Origin of the sequence: Acidovorax sp. Leaf78 (genome assembly GCF_001422735.1) — a bacterium.
Taxonomy (GTDB): Bacteria; Pseudomonadota; Gammaproteobacteria; order Burkholderiales; family Burkholderiaceae_C; genus Acidovorax.
Genome location: NZ_LMLZ01000026.1, coordinates 150,612 through 168,136 on the forward strand (window position 1 = coordinate 150,612; position 17,525 = coordinate 168,136).

The following is a 17,525-nucleotide window of genomic DNA, read 5'->3' on the forward strand; positions in this document are numbered from 1 at the left end:
ATGGCGTCGCCTCACAGCCGCGGCGTGACCTGGGGCATTGCGCTGCGCCTGGCCGTGCTGCTCGCGTCCTTCAGCGTGCTGGCCGCGCTGCTGGCGGGCTACTACACCTTCGAGTCCAGCCGCACGCGCCTGCAGGGGCGGGCGGAGCAGGCGCTGCTGGCCACCACGCAGGTGCTGGCGCGGCACCTGCAGGCGGGCTTCGGCGCAGTGGCGCGGGACGCCGCCTTCCTGGCCAGCGTGGCCAGCATCGAGCAGGACCGCAACGTGCTGGCCGATGTGTTCCGCGCCAGCCTGATCACCCACCCCAGCTACCTGCAGATCCGCTTCATCGCGGCGCAGGACTATGGCCTCGAGCAGGTGCGCATCGACCGCAAGGGTGACGCCTGGATACGCGCTGGCGACGACGAGCTGCAGGAGAAGGCGCACTTCCCCTTCGTGTTCGAAACCCTGGCGCTGGGCGCGGGCGAGGTGTATGTGTCGGAGTTCGGCATCAACCACGAAGGCGCGGACGATGCCGAGGCGCTGCCGGTCTTCAGCATGGCCTCTCCGGTGGTGCGCGGCGGCCAGGTGCGGGGCGTGGTGGTGGTGCGGGTGGCGGCGCAGCGGTTCTTGCAGAGCTTCCATGCAGCGCTGCCCGCGCCGTATGGCTTCTTCCTGAGCAACCGCTGGGGCGACTTTCTGGTGCACCCGGATGCCACCCAGGCCTTCGGCTTCGACCGCGGGCAGCGCATTCTGGTGCAGGACACCTTTGCGCCCGCCGCCCCGCTGATCAGCGGCGCCCGCACGGAGGCCGTGTTCAGCCAGCCGGCCACCGACGACGACGAGGAGGCGCGCGCGTTCTCGTTCGTGCGCATGCCGTTCGGGCGGGAGGGTGAGGGCCGGTTCATGGTGGTGGGGCTGTCGCAGCCGCTGGCTGCGGTGCAGGGCGAGGTGCTGGAGCTCGGCCGCAGCGTGTTCAAGATCCTGCTGGTGCTCAGCGCGGTGGGCGTGCTGCTGGCCGCAGGGGTGTCGCGCCTGGTCACGCAGCCGCTGCAGGCCATGGTGCGTGCCGCGCAGGCGTTTTCGCAGGGCCGGCCCCACAGCGACCTGCCGCTGCAGCGCAAGGACGAGATCGGCGAGCTGGCGCGCAGCTTTCACGACATGGAGCAGCAGATCGGCCGCCAGATCACCGAGCTGAACGCCAGCCGCGACGCCATGGCCCACCTGGCCCACCACGATGCGCTCACCGGCCTGCCCAACCGCCGCATGTTCGAGCAGCGGCTGGCCCAGGCGCTGGAGCTGTCGCGCCGCAGCGGCCGCGCCTGCGCGCTGCTGTTCGTGGACCTCGATGAGTTCAAGCGCATCAACGACGCGCACGGCCATGCGGTGGGCGACCTGGTGCTGCAGGCTGCAGCCCGCACAATCGTGGGGGCGGTGCGCCAGTCCGACACGGTGGCGCGGCTGGCGGGCGATGAGTTCACGGTGCTGTGCGAGAACGTCGACTCCGAAGACGCAGCGCTGCAGATCGCCGCCAAGCTCGAGCGCGCCTTCCACGTGCCCCTGAGCATCGAAGGCCGCCCGCTGCCCGTGCGCCCCAGCATCGGCGTGAGCCTGTTCCCGCGCGATGCGCAGGACGCGCACACCTTGCTGGCCAACGCGGATGCGGCGATGTACCGCACCAAGCAAAGCCATCGCCGCCGCGTGTGAGCGGTGCGGGGGGATGCACACGCGTTGCCACTCAGGGCCACTGTCCCCGGGTGCTGAAAGTGATAGGCGCTACTGTTTTGATAGCTGTTCGCGCTTGTCCAGAGAGCGGTAGAGGCATTTTTCATTTATGAAAAGCGCCCTGTACGCTGCTGCAGTGCCCGCGCCCGCCAGGCCTGCACGCCTCCGTCTCGCCTTCCTACCGCCTTCCTACCGCATCACCGCGCCCTGGCGTCCGTCACGGCTGCCCCATGGCATCGAGCCACGCGCGTGGCGACAGCCCCAGCTTTTGCGCGAACACGCGCGACAGCGCGGACGGGTTGGCGTAGCCCAGCTCCTGCGCCATCGACTTGATCGACCGGCCGCCGCGCAGGTGGGCCTGCGCCAGCGTCAGCCGCCAGTGGGCCAGGTAGTCCGCAGGCGTCTCGCCCACCACTGCCTTGAAGCGGGCGGCAAACGCGCTGCGCGACATGCCGGCCTGCGCGGCCATCTGCTCCAGGCTCCACGGCTCGCCGGGCGCTTCGTGCAGGGCCGTGAGCGTGCGCGCAAGCTGCGGGTCGGCCAGCCCGGTGAGCAGGCCGGGCGGCATCTGCGCCCTGCCGGGGTGGTCCAGCAGCCAGCGCAGCAACTGCAGCAGCACGACCTCGAAGAGCCGGTCGGCCAGCACGCGGTGGCCGCAGCGCAGGTGGTCGGTTTCGGCAAACAGCAGGTCCAGCGACAGCTGCAGTCCCGGCACGTCAGCCAGCGGCAGCAGCACCAGCGGGGGCAGGGCGCGGGCCAGCGGGTGGCTGGCGCCGCCGTCAAAGTCGAGCGCGGCGCAGGTGAAGTCCGAGCCGTCCACCGGCGCGTTGTGAAAAAAATGCTCCAGCGGCCGCGCGTAGAACAGCAGGCTGGGCTCGCAGACCTCCAGCCGCTCGGGCGGGCCGGCCAGCGGCTGGTGGGTGACCACCATCTCGCCGCGCCGCAGCACATGCAAAAACCCCCGCCCGGGCGCGGCCGCGAAGTGCGTCACCCCGCACAGCGGGCCGGTGTGAAAGAGATGCGCCCGCACCCGAAAACGCTCCAGCAGCGACGACAGCCGGTCGAACGGCGCGGGCTGCGGGGTGGAGTCGCTCTGGGTCATGGCCGTGGTTTTGGATGAATGGGTATGAATTGTAGATGATTCATTCCCAATGGTGCGGCTCTCGGCCAGACACTGCAGGGGTGCTGAGTTCATCAAGCACCCGGTGCCCCAACCCCCTGGGCGCCGGCCTGCAACCTCTTTCCCAACACTTCAAGGAAACCACCATGACCTCCCAGACCGCTGCTGTCTCCGCCTCGCCCCGCATTCCCCTCGTGGACCGCGCCACCGCCACCGGCCCGGCCCGCGCGCTGCTGGACCAGATCCACGGTGCTTTCGGCGCCACACCCCACATGTTCCGCGCAGTGGCCCACTCACCGGCGGCATTGCAGAGCATGTGGAGCGCTTTCGGCGCCCTGGGAGGTGGTGTCATCGGTGCCGCGCTGGGTGAGCAGATCGCCGTCGCCGTGGCCAACCGCAATGCCTGCGACTACTGCCTGGCCGCTCACACGGCGCTGGGTCGCAAGGCGGGCGTGAGCGGCGACGCGCTGGCCGCCGCGCAGTCGGGCGAATCGGCCGACCCGCGCACCGCCGCCGTGCTGCGGTTTGCACTGCAACTGGTCAACGAGCGCGGGCAGGTCGACGCCGCCGACGTGCAGGCGCTGCGCGACCAGGGCCTGGACGACGAGCACATCGTCGAGATCGTCGCCCACGTGGCGCTGAACCTGTACACCAACTACGTGAACGTGGCGCTGGCGGTGCCAGTGGACTTTCCGGGCGTGAAGCTGCGCCCCGCGCGTTGAGGCGCTGAGGCGCTGCGCTGACAGTGAGGCGTCACGGGTCAGCGCTGGCTTCAGGGCTTTCGGCTGTGCAGTTGCTGCTGCAGCTGAAGCCACGCCGCAAAGCGTGGAGCGGAGGCGGCGCGGTGACATTGGAGGCGTCATGGCGGGCGGCATGGGGGAGACGTTGTCACGCATGCTCCGCTGCAATGTCCAATGTCCAATGTGATTTGCCAGCGGCGGCCGTCTCGCGCACCATGGACCCCGGCCCTGATCCTTGCCATCACCTACCGACCAAGACCGCCATGCCACCTCATCCCGCCACCGAAACCGCCGCCACCGCAGGCCCCGCCCTTGCGCAGGCGGACCCCCATGCCATCGACACCTTGGCCGCCCTGGAGGCGCTGATGGGCCAGCCCGGCGATGCCTCCCTCCACAAAGAGGTGCCCTACGTGCACCCCACCTACCGCGCGATGATCGAGGCCGCACCGTTTGCCGTGCTGGCCACCACCGGCCCCGGCGGGCTCGACGCATCGCCGCGCGGGGACCCGCCGGGCTTTGTGCAACTGCTGGACGATAAGACCCTGTTGCTGCCCGAGCGCCGCGGCAACAACCGCGCCGACAGCCTGCGCAACATCCTGACCGACCCGCGCGTGGCGCTGTTGTTTCTCATTCCGGGTGTGGGCGAAACCCTGCGGGTGAATGGCCGCGCCCGCATCAGCGTGGCGCCCGAGCTGCTCGCGCGCTTCGTGGTCAACGGCCAGCCGCCCCAATGCGTGATCGTGGTGAACGTGGACACCGTGTTCTTCCAGTGCGCGCGGGCCATCCAGCGCTCGCGCCTGTGGGACGCCGTGCCCGCCGGCACCCCGCGCCCGGTGCCCACGCCGGGCGCGATCCTGGCGGCCATCACGCACGACGCTTTTGATGGTGCTGCGTATGACGAAGCGCTGCCAACGCGGCAGCAGGCTACCTTGTATTGAGGGGAGAGCCGCGCTAGGTCCGCGCTTGATTGCTTTCGCGTTGTCGCCGTCGGTCGCATGGGCTCGCACCCTCAGCGCGGTGTGCTTCCGGAACTCGGCCATTTCAGATGCAGTTTCCCGCTGGGGTGCGTGCTCGACTGCGATGCCTGAAGCTACGCCGATCCAATCCGAAGGTTCGTCCCCAACTGGCTTTCAAGGTCAGCTGCGGCCCACGCTCGTAATGCTGCGCGATGTCCTCGGGGTCGCGCGCTTCGTTCAGCCACTGGATGCGTTCCCTGTCGATGAAGCCTCTGGCTCAAGCGGGGTCTAGAGCCTCCTTGGAACGGCGCCGAGCCAATGCCCAGCACCGTGCATATGTAGGTTTACCCTACCAAGTTCGCCATGCTGGCTTTCATCGCCAAAACCGTCGCGGGGTTGTTATGGATATCGGCGATGCGGGCCAGTGCATCGCCAAGCCCGTCATAGCCGAAGACGTGACCGACGTCGGGCACCACGGCTGCACCGTTGCGGTCGTGGTGGAACACGTCCTGCGCGTTGCCGAGCTGTCGGGTGAAATACGCCACGTCGCCGATCGCGAAGTCCTGTCTGGCCACGGCGTCGAAACGGTGTTGTACATCTCCCAGAGCATAACGTTGGTCCACGTCGCCGACGGTCAGGTTGCCCGCCACGGCGCGGTCAGGCGCCAAATCGGAGTTGAGCTTGCGCACTTCGAGCGTCTGCAGCTGCGACAGGGTCGTGATGGGGTGGTAGCGCACGTTCATGCCGCCGAAGTGGTTGTGCAGTAGCGTGGTGAGTTGCCCGTTGGCAGGGTTGGCGGCCAGGGCGTCGAGCACCTCGTCAAAGCCTGTCTGCGCTTCCGCTTGGAACGCGGCTCCGTGTATGGGATCGTCCAGCCGCGCAGGATGCCCATTGAAATTGACGAAATTCGCGGTGGCGCTCGGCGCGACATTATGCTGGGGAACGAACGCACCGCCTCCGCCCACCATGAAGGGCAGGCGGAACTCGTTTTCGTCCACGCTGGTCAGCGCCCGGTCGAGACCCGTGGCGCCCACACTGGGCAGCGCGCCGGTACGGTCGAGCACCGAGCGGCTGAAGGCGATCTCGAGGTCGGTCATGTGCGGCCTCCCGCCCGAGACGATGAAGTTTCCTTGGTGCAAATCGGTCACGCCGCACAGATAGGCCACGGCCGCCTGGCGACCCATGTCGCGGAAGTAATTGCCGGCCAGGGCGGCGTTGGCGCCGCAATCGAAATCCGCCGCCTGGTGCGAAAGGTGCTGCACGAAGCCGTATTCGTCGCCGTTCAAGCCACCCAGCATGTAGCGGTAGGTCGGTATGGTGTTTGCGCCGACGGCATTATTTACGATGTCGGCCACGCTGCCCGGTACGCCACCTGCGCCGCCTTCGCCCGCGATGCAGGCGTCTACCCGGCAGTCGCGTGGTTTGTAGACCACAGGATCGTTCGGAAAATTGGCGAAGGTCATGATCATCACCCGCTGGCCGCCATGGTGCGGGTCACTGCCGGTGACGTGGATGCCGGTCACATCACCCGCTGCCGCACCCGCGAAGAACGTGTTCTCGATGCCGGCGATGTCGGCCTGCGCGCGCTGCAGCATGTCGTCGATGTTGCGGGTAAAGGCCACCATTTCGGTGTCCAGCGCTTGCAGCATGCTGGGGTTCTGGGCGAACAGCGCCACCGGGTCGGCTGCCAGTTGGAGAGCCAGCGCGTCATGGTTCGGGTGGGCCATGATCTGTGTGCTCATCATCATGCCGATGTGGTTGTCCAGCGACTCTGCGAGCTTGCCCGCCAGTTGCGTGAGCAGCGGGCAATTGGGGCGCGGGTCGGCCGCCATGGCGCGCGGGGCCATGTTCGCCAGCGCAGTGCGCAGGAAGGCCTCGTACATCGGCTGTCGCGCCGCGTTGGGCGTGGCCATGTTGGCCACGGCGTGGTTGACCACCGCGGTAGCCTGAACGTCGGCCGCGGTGCCAAGGGCCGCGCTGGCTGCCATGCGTGTGGCTTCCTGGTCCAGGGCCATGGCGCCCGATGCTTGGTAGGCGTTCACGATCTGCGTGGCGACCTGGCCGGTCATAACGTTGGCCTGCAAGGGTCCCGCGTTGTTGCGCAGGAAGCTGGTTTCTCGCGCCTCCAGTTTTTGTGTGGCGAAGGCACCGATGGGGGGCTGGCCGGCGAGCGCGGTGTTCCGGTGGTTTTCCAAGGCGGCCTGGCCCAGGGCGGTGCGCACTTCGCGAGCGGACAGCGGTGTCTGGTTGACGTGCGCGGGCGTGAACACGCGGTTGGCTACGGCCGCGCCATACTGGGTTGTGAGCGCGTTGGCAAACTCTTGCCGTACCGCCTGATTCTGCGCCTGGATCGTGGTGGCACGCGTGAAGAACAGCGACACACGCTCGCCCAGCGACCCGGTGACAGCGCGAAGCGCGTTGCCAGCATTGGCCAAGCTGACGCTTTGCGCAGCACCGCCGGAATAATTGATGAAGGATTGGATACCGACTGGTGGCATGGCGTGCTCCTCAACCGCGCAGCATGCCGGATGCGAACGCGCCAAGCGTAAAGCTTCCCATGCCCGGAGCGGCTGCCTCCTCTGGCGGGCGTACCAGCGCGTCGAACTTGTCCACCCACGCGGCCGTCATGTCGATGAACCATTGCAGCACAGCTAGCACCTCTTCGCCGGTGATGTTGTGCGCGGGCGTTTGGTAAGCCAGCACGACCGTGTCATCATCCTTCGCCAGCGCGAGTGTCGCACCACCGGTTTCCTGCCAGAACAAATTGGCACGCAACAGGTCCGCCAATGCGCGGCTGCGGTCCGCCGCGCCCTTCAGCGAACCCACGGGTGCGAACCAAACCACCTGGGCTTGCGCCTCCATCCACCCAAGGTTGACCACGATCTCGTCGTCGACCACCAATTGGCACGTTCCATCATCGGCGGGCTGCAGGCCCGGGAGGTTGAGTGCCGTGCGCACAGCAGACAGCACGAATTCGAATTGAGGATGAATCAAGCTGGTACTCCTTGTAGTGGTGGCCTGTAAGTCACAAGCCGGCTACAAAGGTTCCATCTCGAACACTATATGCTCTGGTCGGTGACAGGGGATTTCCGGTCACATAAGGCGTATGTCAATGCTGTGGCTGCAGCCCGCATAGACCGCGCTTTGCGCGATGGCTGCTCCAGGTGCTGCTCGAGCAAGCTTTTCAGCCGTTCCATAAACACGCGCACCCTGCGCGGCAGGCCAAGGCGATGCGCCACGACAGCGGCAAAGGCAGGGGCGGTGCCTGCAGATTCGTCAACACTTCTACCAGTGTCCAGTGCGCGAGGTGCTGCTGAAGCCTAAGCTCCAACTGGGGCGCCTGTACCATACCCAAGTCAGCAAGACTGGTGGCCTAGTGTCGGTGTATGCACGAGCGCAAAGTGGTTCGTCACTGAGAACCGTCGGGTCGGTGCTATCGCAGGTCAAGGCGCAATTGGCGCGCGAGATAGGTATTTTCTTATGCCTGCTCTGCTGCAAACCGCGTAGCCGCGTCTCGCAGTGCCTGCACGAGCAGCGCCACCTCGGCATGCTGCGCGTCCCGCTGCCGCTGGAACAGCGTGATGGGCGGCAGCGTCCAGCCGAAGCGGTGCGGCACGATGGCCACGCCGGCGATGCGCACCAGCTCCTGGGCAATGTCTGCCGGCACGATGGACACGGCCCGTTCGCTGGCCGCCACCAGTTCGCCGATGACCTTGGACGACAGGCTTTCCACATACGGCTGCGGCGGCACCACGCCCGCGCGCAGGAAGAAGTCGGTGATCTGCTCGCGCATGGGCGTCTGCCGCGCGCCCAGCACCCAGTCCAGGTCGGCCAGCTCGGCCCAGGCCAGGGGCTTGCGGGCCAGGCGCGCCGACAGGCGGCGGTGGGCAATGAGGCGCGGCTCCTGGTGGTAGAGCACCTCGTGCACCAGCCCGTCCATGTCGAGCACGGCGGAGGTGCGGCCGATCACGCAGTCGAGCTCATGCCCGCGCAGGCGCTGCAGCAAATGGTCGCTGGTGCCTTCGTGGATGCTGACCGTGGCGCGCAGGCCGCGGGGCCGCGTCTGACCGATGGCCGCAGCCAGCAGGCGCCCCGGCACGAACGGGATCACCCCCACCTGCAGGTGCGCCGCGCGGCCAGCACTGGCGGCCTCCATGTCGCGTGCCCAGTGGCCCAGGTCCTGCAGCAGGGTGCGCGCGCGGGCCAGCGCCACGGTGCCCAGCGCCGTGGGCACCATGCCGCGCGTGGACCGCTCGAACAGCGGCGCGCCGAAGATCGCCTCCAGCTCGGCCAGCGCATGGGTGATGGCCGGCTGGCTCGTGGCCATGTGGTGCGCCACGCGGGTGAGCGTGCCATGCGCCTCGATCTGCTGCAGCAGCACCAGGTGGCGCATCTTCAGGCGCGAGGCCAAGCGGGCGTGGATGGCGTCGGGGTCGAGGGGCAGATGCGCAGGCATGGCTGGTTTCGGGCTATTAGTAAATCAATATGGTTTGATATTAATTGCTGATGCTTTGCTTATGAGAACTCTCCACAATGCACGGCAACAACGGAGGGGAAGGTGATGGACTCATCAGTGGTGTGGGTGGTGGCCCTGGGGGCCGTGGCGGCGGGCTTTGTGCAGGGCTTGTCGGGCTTTGGCTTTGGCATGGTGGCCATGTCGTTCTGGGCCTGGACGCTGGAGCCGCGCCTGGGCGCGGTGCTGACGGTGTGCGGCGCACTCACCGGCCAGCTGGTGGCGGCGTTCTCGGTGCGCCGGGGTTTTGACAAGGCGCGGCTGCTGCCCTTCGTGCTGGGCGGCCTGGCGGGCATTCCGCTGGGCGTGGCCGTGCTGCCACGCCTGGACATGGACGCCTTCAAGCTCGTGCTGGGCACGCTGCTGGTGCTGTGGTGCCCGGCCATGCTGATGGCCAAACAGTTGCCCCGCATCACCCGCGGCGGGCGTGTGGCGGACGCGGTGGTCGGCCTGGCCGGTGGGGTGATGGGCGGCCTGGGCGGCTTCACCGGCGTGCTGCCCACGCTGTGGTGCACCCTGCGCGGCATGGACAAGGACGTGCAGCGCGCCATCATCCAGAACTTCAACCTGGCGATGTTGCTGGTGACCTTCGGGACTTACGCGGCCACAGGCCTGATCAACCGCGAGGCCCTGCCCCTGCTGGCCATCGTGGTCCCCGCCATGCTGTTGCCCACGCTGCTGGGCGCCCGGCTGTACCACGGCATCAGCGACGCGAGGTTCCGGCAGATCGTGCTGGGCATGCTGACGCTGTCGGGCGTGGCGATGCTGGTGGCGAGCGTGCCGAAGGTGCTGGCGCGGTGGCTGTAGTGACACACCGTCAGAACCCTGACGGCCTGGCAGCGCGGCCGCGCGTTCGGGCCTAACATGCTCCCCGGCACACGCCCCGATGCACGCAGGCGTGGCCGCCGCACCAGGCTGCATCGACGTCAACGCCAACGTCAAAGCAACCGCAGCCGCGGCTTCATCCACCGAGGAGACTTCATGACAACAACACACAGCAAAACCCTGGCCCGCGCTGCAGGCGCCGCCGTCGCACTGGCATTGGTTGCCGCGCCGGCGCTGGCCGACGTGTTCACCAAGGAAGAGCTGATCAAGGCCAACAAGGAGGCTGCAGGCGGCGGCAAGGGCACGCTGGTCGGCGAATACGCCTTCACGCGCGACAAGGCGCTCAAGGACCACGCGATCAAGGAGATCAGCTGGCTCACGCTGCAGCCGGGCGACTCCATCGGTTTTCACAAGCACACGACCAACGAAGATACCTACATCATCATTTCCGGCCGCGGAACCTTTCGCGACAAGGACGGCAAGGACGTGGCCGTGAAACCGGGCGACGTGACGATCGTGCGCAAGGGCGAGTCCCATGGCCTTGCGAACACCGGCACCGAGCCGCTGGTGTTTGTGGATGTGATCGCCGAGCAGTGACGCCAGCGCCGGCGGTGCTTTGATGGCACGGGTGACGGCACCAAGAGCGTTCTGCACAGTGGATGGCAGAATGCTCTTTTTTTGATAGCTGCTGGCGCTTGTCCAGTGCGCGGTAGCGGCACTTTTTCCTGGGATTGCGTGCCACCCTGGGCGCATCCATATGGCTGGCTAGCCGCTCGCCGAATTTTCCCAATCCTTTGGACCGGTCCGCATGATCACGAAAGCCCCGAGGACCGTGCCGATCGGTACCGCAAAAAGCAGCAGGATTCCCAGGGTCCGAGACAAGCTGCGACCCCACAGCAGCCCATTGCGAACGCCCCTCAATGCCAGGGCGTGGAGTACCAGCGGTGTGCCGAACACGGCTGCAAAAATGAGCACGCCGGTAGCGCTGGCCTTGTCGCCTGTGAGGTGGATCGCGCTCAACAGTGCCGCCATCAATCCGTAGAAGATGGCCAACCCGAGATGAATTCGGGCGAGTGATTTGTTCATCGTGCGTGCGCCGTGGTCCGCGTTCAGTCGCCCATCACCACACCCTCGCGCCGCGGGTCGGCGCCGCCCATCCACAGCTTCTTGCCATGGGCGTTGCCCAGGGTGATGGCCTGCAGGCCGCTGGTCATGTTCATCTCGCGCACCTCGGCGCCGCGGGCGCGCAGGGCCTCCACCGTGGCGGGCGGGAAGCGCTTTTCCTCCAGCAGCGTGGGCCCGTTCATGGAGCCGAAGTTGGGCAGGTTGATGGCCTGCTGCGGCATCAGGCCCCAGTTGAGCACGCCGTACAGCGTCTTGGCGGTGTAGTGGATGATGGCCGCGCCGCCGGGGCTGCCGCCGCTCATCAAGAGCTCGCCCGTGGCCTTGTCGAACACCAGCGTGGGGGCCATGGACGAGCGCGGGCGCTTGCCGGGCTGCACGCGGTTGGCAATGGGCTGGCCCTGCGCGTCGGCGGGCGCGAAGCTGAAGTCGGTGAGTTCGTTGTTGAGCAGGAAGCCCCCGCTGCGTGCGGCGCTGGTGGTCACCATCTGCCGCGCGCCGAACTGGTCTTCGATGGTGGTGGTCATGGCCACTGCGTTGCCGAAAGCGTCGACGATGCTGATGTGGCTGGTGCCGTACTCGGGCTGGTCGGGCATGGGCGCGTAGCTGGTCTTCACCGCGCCGGGGTTGCCGGGCTGCGCGACCTTCAAGCTCTGCGCGCCGATGAGCTTGGCGCGGTCGGCCAGGTAGGCGGGGGCGAGCAGGCTGCTCCAGCTGCCCGCGGGGGGCTGCACGAAGTCGGGGTCGGCCACGTACTGCGCGCGGTCGGCAAAGGCCAGGCGCGCGGCTTCGGTGTACAGGTGCAGCCAGTCGGCCGAGGGGATGCCGTCCTGCAGCGGCTTGGCGGCGGCGTCGGTGTTCTTGAGGATGCCCAGGATCTGCCCGATGGCGATGGCGCCCGAGCTGGGCGGCGGGAAGCCGCAGACGCGGAAGTCCTTGGTGGCGACCTGGTAGTCGTGGCACAGCGCCTCGCGCTTTTTAGGCTGGTAGCCGGCCAGGTCGGCCAGGCTGAGCTTGCCGGGGTTGGTGGGGTGCTTTTGCACCTTGTCGACGATGGCCTGGGCGATCTCGCCCTCGTGCAAGGCCTTGCTGCCTTCGGCGGCGATGCGTCGCAGCACGGCGGCCAGTTCGGGGTTGCGCAGGTTCACGCCCACGTCGCGGGCATCGCCATCGGCCTTGTAGAAGTAGGCGGCGGCCACCGGGTCCTTCTTGAGGTGCGGGTCCGCCGCCACCAGGGTATTGAGCCGCGCGCTGATCTTGAAGCCGCCCTCGGCCAGGGTGATGGCGGGCTGGAACAGCGTGGCCCAGGGCAGCTTGCCGTGCTGCTTGTGCGCCAGCTCCAGCATGCGCACGGTGCCGGGCACGCCGACCGAGCGGCCGCCCACCACGCCGTCGTAGAACGGCACGGGTTTGCCGTCGGCGCCGAGGAAGAGTTTTTCGTCCGCAGCGGCGGGGGCGGTCTCGCGCCCGTCGTAGGCCTCCACCGCCTTGCCGTTGCTGTGCAGCAAGAAGGCGCCGCCGCCGATGCCGCTGGACTGCGGCTCGACCAGGGTCAGCACCATCTGCACCGCAATGGCCGCGTCCACCGCCGAGCCCCCGGCCTTGAGGACCTGGTAGCCCGCATCGGTGGCCAGCGGGTTGGCGGCGGCTACGGCGAACTTCTCGGTGGCCCAGCCTGGTTTTTCGGTGTAGCCCGACGAGCCCTCCGGCTGTGCCGGCACGGTGTAGGCGAACTGCGAGGGGCTGATGGTGCCAGCGCAGCCCGCCAGCAGTGCAGCGAGCGCGGTGCTGGTGATCAGGCCAGGGCGCAAACGCCGGGACGATGCCGGGGCCGGCGAGACGATGGGGGACATGGGCTTCTCCTTCGTGGCAAGCAAGAAGCGGCCATCGTACGGTGCCCAGTCCGCGTACGGGCTTGCCGTTACATTGCGCTACAGGCGCACGGCTTGAAGCTTTTTACGGCCCTGCCGCTGTCTGGATAAGCGCTACCAGCTATCAAAAGAGGAGCGTTCACGCCGCCACGGGCCCGGCGCGGCCGTCTTGCACGACGAACTTGGCCAGGGTGCTGACGCCGCTGTCCGCGCGCATCGGGTCGTCCACGGTGCGCAGGGTGGTGGTCCAGCGCTCGGGCGTGATGTCGGCAATGCCGTAGCCGCGCAGGTCGCAGCGGGCCAGCAGCACGTGGGGGTTGTGCCGCGCCACGGCGTCCACCTTGTCCTGCGTGGTGCCCGAGCGCGAGCTGATGGAGGTGCCGCAGAACTCGCTGGCGATGACGGGCGAGTCGGGGCGGTCTGCGTCAGCGTGCACGCGACAGACGTAGTTCTGGTGGATGTCGCCGCCCAGCAGCACGGTGTTGCGGGGCGCGTGGCGGGCCACCGATTGCAGCAGGCGCGCGCGGGCCGCGGGGTAGCCGTCCCAGTTGTCGGTGGTCACCGTGCCCGACGGGTAATGGCGGGGCGAGAACAGCGTCTGCTGGGCGACCACGCTCCAGCGGGTGTCGTTGGGCGTAGCCGCGTCGCTGGCGAGGCCGGCATCGAGCCACTGCTCCTGTGCCGCACCCAGAAAGGTGCGGGCCGGGTCGGCCAGCTCGGCGCAGCCTCCGCCACGCACGGCCCCCGCGCTGGCGGATTCGGGCGTGCGGCAGGCTTGCCACGTGCGGTACTGGCGGGCGTCCAGCACATGAAGATGGGCCAGGCGGCCCCAGCGCAGGCATCGGTAGACCTGCAGCGCGTCCCACCGGGTGTCGGGGAAGGGCCGGGCCAGACTCGTGGCGCGCAGGGGCATGTTCTCGTAGAACGCCTGCCACGCGGCGCCGCGCATCGCCAGGAAGTGCGGTGTGTCGCCCCGGCCTGCGCCCGCGGCGTAGTCGTTTTGCACTTCGTGGTCGTCCCAGGTCACGGCCCAGGGGCAGGTGGCATGGGCGGCCTGCAAGGCCGGGTCGCTCTTGTGCAGCGCATACCGGTCGCGGTAGTCGGCCAGCGTGGTCGCCAGCTTGAGGCTGTGGGTGCGCGCCAGGTCCGATGCATTCTTGGGCGTGGCGTATTCGTAGATGTAGTCGCCCAGGAACAGCACCAAGTCGGGTTGGTCGGCCGCCAGGTGGCGCCACGCGGCGTAGTGGCCGTGTTCCCACCGCTGGCACGAGGCAAAGGCCACCCGCAGCGCGCCCGGCAGGTCGCCCGCTGCGGGCGCGGTACGCGTGCGGCCCACGGTGCTGACCGCATCGCCCAGCATGAAGCGGTAGTGGTACCAACGCCCCGGTGCCAGGCCGCGCAGCTCCACATGCACGCTGTGGCCGAGCTGCGGCAGGGCGGGCGCCTCGCCCTTTTGCACGATCTTCGCAAAGCGCGCATCGTGCGCCACCTCCCACCGCACGGTGTGGGCGGCCTGCAGCTGCGCCGCATCGGCCAGCACCAGGCGCGTCCACAGCACCACCCCGTCCGGCGCCGGATCGCCACTGGCCACGCCCAGCGCAAACGGGTGGGTGGACAGCGACGGCGCGTTGCTCCACGCCCAGCGGGGCAGGGCAGTCGCTGCGGCCGCGTAGGCGGCGAGTTGTAGAAATGCGCGGCGGTCCATGGTCGGTGACGTTTCAGGTGATGGGCAACAGCAGCCCGAGCAGGCGCTGCTTTGAGCAGCATCCTAATCAAGCGGACGTCGATACCGGCGCGCCCCCAGGCCAGTGCCACCGTGGAACTGGCTCTGCCAGGCCACGGGTGGCGTCCCCCTGGGGGGAAGGCGCCGCAGGCGAATCAGGGGGGCTTCCAAGCTCTGCGTCCCCCTGGGGGGAAGGCGCCGCAGGCGACTCAGGGGGGAGTGACTAGGCCGGCATCACCCGGTTCTTGCCCGACCGCTTGGCCAGGTACATGCCCTGGTCCGCGCGGCGGATGGCGTCGGCGCTGCTTTCGCTGTCTGCCAGCTGGGCCACGCCGGCGCTGAAGGTGATGAGCACCTTCTCGGTGCCCTGCAAAAAGAACCGGGTGGTCAGCTCGCGCTGCAGCCGGGTCATGGCGGCCACGCCGCTGTCGACCGTGGTGTCGGGCAGCACCAGCACGAATTCTTCACCGCCATAGCGCGCCAGCAGGTCCTGCGGTCGCATGACCTCGCGCGTGACCTGTGCCAGGTGCACCAGGGCCGCGTCGCCGCCGGAATGGCCCAGGCGGTCGTTGATGGTCTTGAAATTGTCCACGTCGAGCAGCGCCAGGCACAGCGGCGAGCCCAGGCGGCGCGATCGGGCGATCTCGCGCTCCATCGCCTCGTCCAGGCCCTTGCGGTTGAGCGATCCGGTCAGCGGGTCGTGCCGTGCCTGGGCGCTGGCGCGGTCGAGCTCTTCCTGCAGCTTGGCCACCTCGGCGCGCTTGGCTTCGGTGCGCTCGCGCAGGTCCTGCAGTTCGTCGTGGGTCACGCGGCTGTCCAGGGCCATGGAGCGGGTCGCGCTCATCACTTCCTGCAGCACCGGGGCGATCTCCTCGATGGTGTTGGCCTTGCCGATCAGGTCGGCGCAGCGCTCCATCGTGCCCTGGTAGGTGGTGCTGGAGGCGGTGATCCGCGCCAGGCGCTCGATGAAGGTGGTGAGCATCTCCTTCATCTGCTCCTGCGCCTCGACCGTGCGGGCCTTGGCCTCGGCCTGCTTGAAGATCACGTCCTTCAGGCGGCGCTGCACGTCGTCCAGCCGGCGCAGGGTCAGCGGCGGGGTGGATGCTGCCATCAGCGCCTGGGCCTGGCCCTGCAGCCAGCGGTCTTCGGCGCTGAGCACGGCGATGTTCTCGAACACCATGTGCAGCAGATTCAGCAGGCCGCTGCGGATGGCGCCTTGCTCTTCGGTGGCAAAAGACAGCCGATAGGTGAAGTTGCCCAGCATGAGCTGGGCGGTGGAGATGGGGGGCGCGGGCTCGCGCAGGAAGGTGACGAGCTGCTGCGCCATCTCGATCACGCGGGCGTCGTCATCGCCCAGTGCGGGCAGCACGTTGTCCACCAGGCGCGCCAGGAGCTGCGCAAATTCGTCGGGCAGGATGGCGGCGGGCGGGGCGGCGTCCGCAGCCGTCTCGATGGGCGTGGCCGTGGCCGACATGGGGTTCAGCCCCAGGTTGGCGTAGCCGACCATGGTGCTTTGCAACGACGACCAGTCCTTCTGGATGATCGCCCGCTCGAATTGGCCCAAAAGGCGCTTTTGCGCCGGGGTCTGCCCCGGCAGCACCCGCAGGATCTGGCTCAGCGGTCCTTCGGGAAATGGCTGCGGGCTGCGAGTTTCGGCGATCTCGTCATACAGCGCCAGGTAGTTGTCGGGCGTGGGCTGCAAGCGGCGTATGGCCAGCTGCTTGAGTGTCTCGCGCGCGATTTCGGAGGGTGGACGGTCGGCCATGTGCTGACACCAGGGTCTGAGGGGGCTAAGTCCCCAAGTGTGACACAGCAGCCGCTGTTTGGGTGCCGCCCCCGGAGGGCAAAAACGCCGGTGACCCGGGGTGGCGGGCGCGGGTTGATGCGCCCTGCCGCTGTCAGTTGACCATGACCAGTTTGCCCATCACGCCGCGCGACCCCATGTGCGCGTAGGCGGCCGGCAGCTCGGCCATGGGCATGGTGCGGTCGATCACCGGCTTGATCCTGCCTTGGGCGTACCACTGCGCCAGCTCGCCCATCATGGCGGCGTTGGCCTTGGGTTCGCGCTTGGCGAAGTCGCCCCAGAACACGCCCACGATGGACGCGCCCTTGAGCAGCGCCAGGTTGAAGGGCAGGGCCGGGATGGGGCCGGACGCAAACCCCACCACCAGGTAGCGGCCGCGCCAGGCGATGGAGCGGAACGCGGGCTCGGCAAAGTCGCCGCCCACCGGGTCGTAGATCACGTCGGGGCCCTTGCCGTCGGTCAGTGCCTTGATGGACTCGCGCAGGTTGTCCTTGCTGTAGTTGATGGTGGCGTCCGCCCCGATGGAGGTGCACAGCGCGCATTTCTCGTCGCTTGAGGCCGCTGCGATCACGCGCGCGCCCATGGCCTTGGCGATCTGGATGGCCGAGGTGCCCACGCCGCCGGCGGCGCCCAGCACCAGCACCGTCTCGCCGGACTTGAGCGCGGCGCGGTCGACCAGCGCGTGGTAGGACGTGGCGTAGATCATGATGAAGGCGGCCGCGTCCACATGCGAGAAGCCGTCAGGCAGGGGCATGCACAGCGCAGCGGGCGCGATGGTGTGCGTGCCGAAGCCGCCTGTGCCGGACAGGCAGGCCACGTTCTGGCCGACCTTCAAGTGCGTCACGCCGTCACCCACTGCCGCTACCACGCCGGCATATTCGGAGCCGGGCACAAAGGGCAGCGGCGGCTTCATCTGGTACTTGTTCTGCACGATGAGCAGGTCGGGAAAGTTCAGGCTGGCGGCCTTGATCTCGATGAGCACCTCGCCGGCTTGGGGCGTGGGCGTGGGCAGTTCGGTCCAGGCCAGGGCGTCGACGCCGACGGGGTTGGTGCAAAGCCAAGCGTGCATGGAATGGGTCTCCGGTCAATTTTGTGAGACGCATGATATGTGGGGGGCCCGGGCGCGCGTTGTCCCACGAGCGACGGC

Annotated in this window: 14 protein-coding genes; 5 read left to right on the forward strand and 9 right to left on the reverse strand. The window is 68.1% G+C overall.

Features of this window, described 5'->3' with window-relative positions; all coding sequences use genetic code 11:
- Positions 1-1,686, forward strand: a complete 1,686-nt coding sequence (locus ASF16_RS24985; RefSeq protein ID WP_235507507.1) for a GGDEF domain-containing protein — start codon at positions 1-3, stop codon at positions 1,684-1,686.
- Between the two features lie 235 nt (positions 1,687-1,921).
- On the opposite strand, the gene ASF16_RS24990 is transcribed toward ASF16_RS24985, so the two are convergent.
- On the reverse strand, positions 1,922-2,806 hold the full coding sequence (locus ASF16_RS24990) for an AraC family transcriptional regulator (RefSeq protein ID WP_056173872.1): 885 nt from the start codon (positions 2,804-2,806) through the stop codon (positions 1,922-1,924).
- Between the two features lie 164 nt (positions 2,807-2,970).
- Here ASF16_RS24990 and ASF16_RS24995 point away from each other — a divergent pair, with 164 nt between their 5' ends.
- Both ASF16_RS24995 and ASF16_RS25000 read left to right on the forward strand, forming a co-directional pair.
- Complete coding sequence (locus ASF16_RS24995) at positions 2,971-3,546, forward strand: carboxymuconolactone decarboxylase family protein (protein WP_056173875.1); 576 nt, start codon at positions 2,971-2,973, stop codon at positions 3,544-3,546.
- Between the two features lie 281 nt (positions 3,547-3,827).
- Positions 3,828-4,502: a pyridoxamine 5'-phosphate oxidase family protein gene (locus tag ASF16_RS25000; protein ID WP_082517141.1), complete on the forward strand. Its 675-nt coding sequence runs from the start codon at positions 3,828-3,830 to the stop codon at positions 4,500-4,502.
- Positions 4,503-4,864: 362 nt separating this feature from the next.
- Here ASF16_RS25000 and ASF16_RS25005 read toward each other — a convergent pair whose 3' ends face one another.
- The 3 genes from ASF16_RS25005 to ASF16_RS25015 form a co-directional block, all read right to left on the reverse strand.
- Positions 4,865-7,018, reverse strand: coding sequence for a DUF4135 domain-containing protein (locus tag ASF16_RS25005; RefSeq protein WP_056173876.1), 2,154 nt, complete (start codon positions 7,016-7,018; stop codon positions 4,865-4,867).
- Between the two features lie 10 nt (positions 7,019-7,028).
- Complete coding sequence (locus ASF16_RS25010) at positions 7,029-7,514, reverse strand: type III secretion system chaperone (protein WP_056173879.1); 486 nt, start codon at positions 7,512-7,514, stop codon at positions 7,029-7,031.
- Positions 7,515-7,998: 484 nt separating this feature from the next.
- The gene (locus ASF16_RS25015) at positions 7,999-8,976 is read right to left on the reverse strand and encodes a LysR substrate-binding domain-containing protein (RefSeq protein ID WP_056173882.1); all 978 of its coding nucleotides are present in this window, start codon (positions 8,974-8,976) and stop codon (positions 7,999-8,001) included.
- A 105-nt stretch (positions 8,977-9,081) separates the two neighbouring features.
- Between ASF16_RS25015 and ASF16_RS25020 the strand changes: the two genes are divergently transcribed.
- Both ASF16_RS25020 and ASF16_RS25025 read left to right on the forward strand, forming a co-directional pair.
- Positions 9,082-9,840 (forward strand): sulfite exporter TauE/SafE family protein, encoded by a 759-nt coding sequence (locus ASF16_RS25020; RefSeq protein ID WP_056173885.1) that lies wholly within the window; start codon positions 9,082-9,084, stop codon positions 9,838-9,840.
- A gap of 174 nt (positions 9,841-10,014) precedes the next feature.
- A complete protein-coding gene (locus tag ASF16_RS25025; RefSeq protein WP_056173887.1) occupies positions 10,015-10,455 on the forward strand; it encodes a cupin domain-containing protein in 441 nt (146 codons plus the stop codon).
- Positions 10,456-10,623: 168 nt separating this feature from the next.
- On the opposite strand, the gene ASF16_RS25030 is transcribed toward ASF16_RS25025, so the two are convergent.
- The 5 genes from ASF16_RS25030 to ASF16_RS25050 all read right to left on the reverse strand — a co-directional run bounded on the left by ASF16_RS25030 (position 10,624) and on the right by ASF16_RS25050 (position 17,447).
- Positions 10,624-10,944, reverse strand: coding sequence for a hypothetical protein (locus tag ASF16_RS25030; RefSeq protein ID WP_156372227.1), 321 nt, complete (start codon positions 10,942-10,944; stop codon positions 10,624-10,626).
- 23 nt (positions 10,945-10,967) lie between these two features.
- Positions 10,968-12,833, reverse strand: a complete 1,866-nt coding sequence (locus tag ASF16_RS25035) for a gamma-glutamyltransferase family protein (RefSeq protein WP_156372228.1) — start codon at positions 12,831-12,833, stop codon at positions 10,968-10,970.
- A 157-nt stretch (positions 12,834-12,990) separates the two neighbouring features.
- A complete protein-coding gene (locus ASF16_RS25040) occupies positions 12,991-14,556 on the reverse strand; it encodes an alkaline phosphatase (protein WP_056173894.1) in 1,566 nt (521 codons plus the stop codon).
- A gap of 241 nt (positions 14,557-14,797) precedes the next feature.
- Positions 14,798-16,339, reverse strand: a complete 1,542-nt coding sequence (locus tag ASF16_RS25045) for a GGDEF domain-containing protein (RefSeq protein WP_056173897.1) — start codon at positions 16,337-16,339, stop codon at positions 14,798-14,800.
- A 133-nt stretch (positions 16,340-16,472) separates the two neighbouring features.
- Positions 16,473-17,447 carry an NADPH:quinone oxidoreductase family protein gene (locus tag ASF16_RS25050; RefSeq protein ID WP_056173901.1) on the reverse strand — a complete coding sequence of 325 codons (975 nt, stop codon included), beginning with the start codon at positions 17,445-17,447 and terminating at the stop codon, positions 16,473-16,475.
- Positions 17,448-17,525 lie beyond the last annotated feature (78 nt).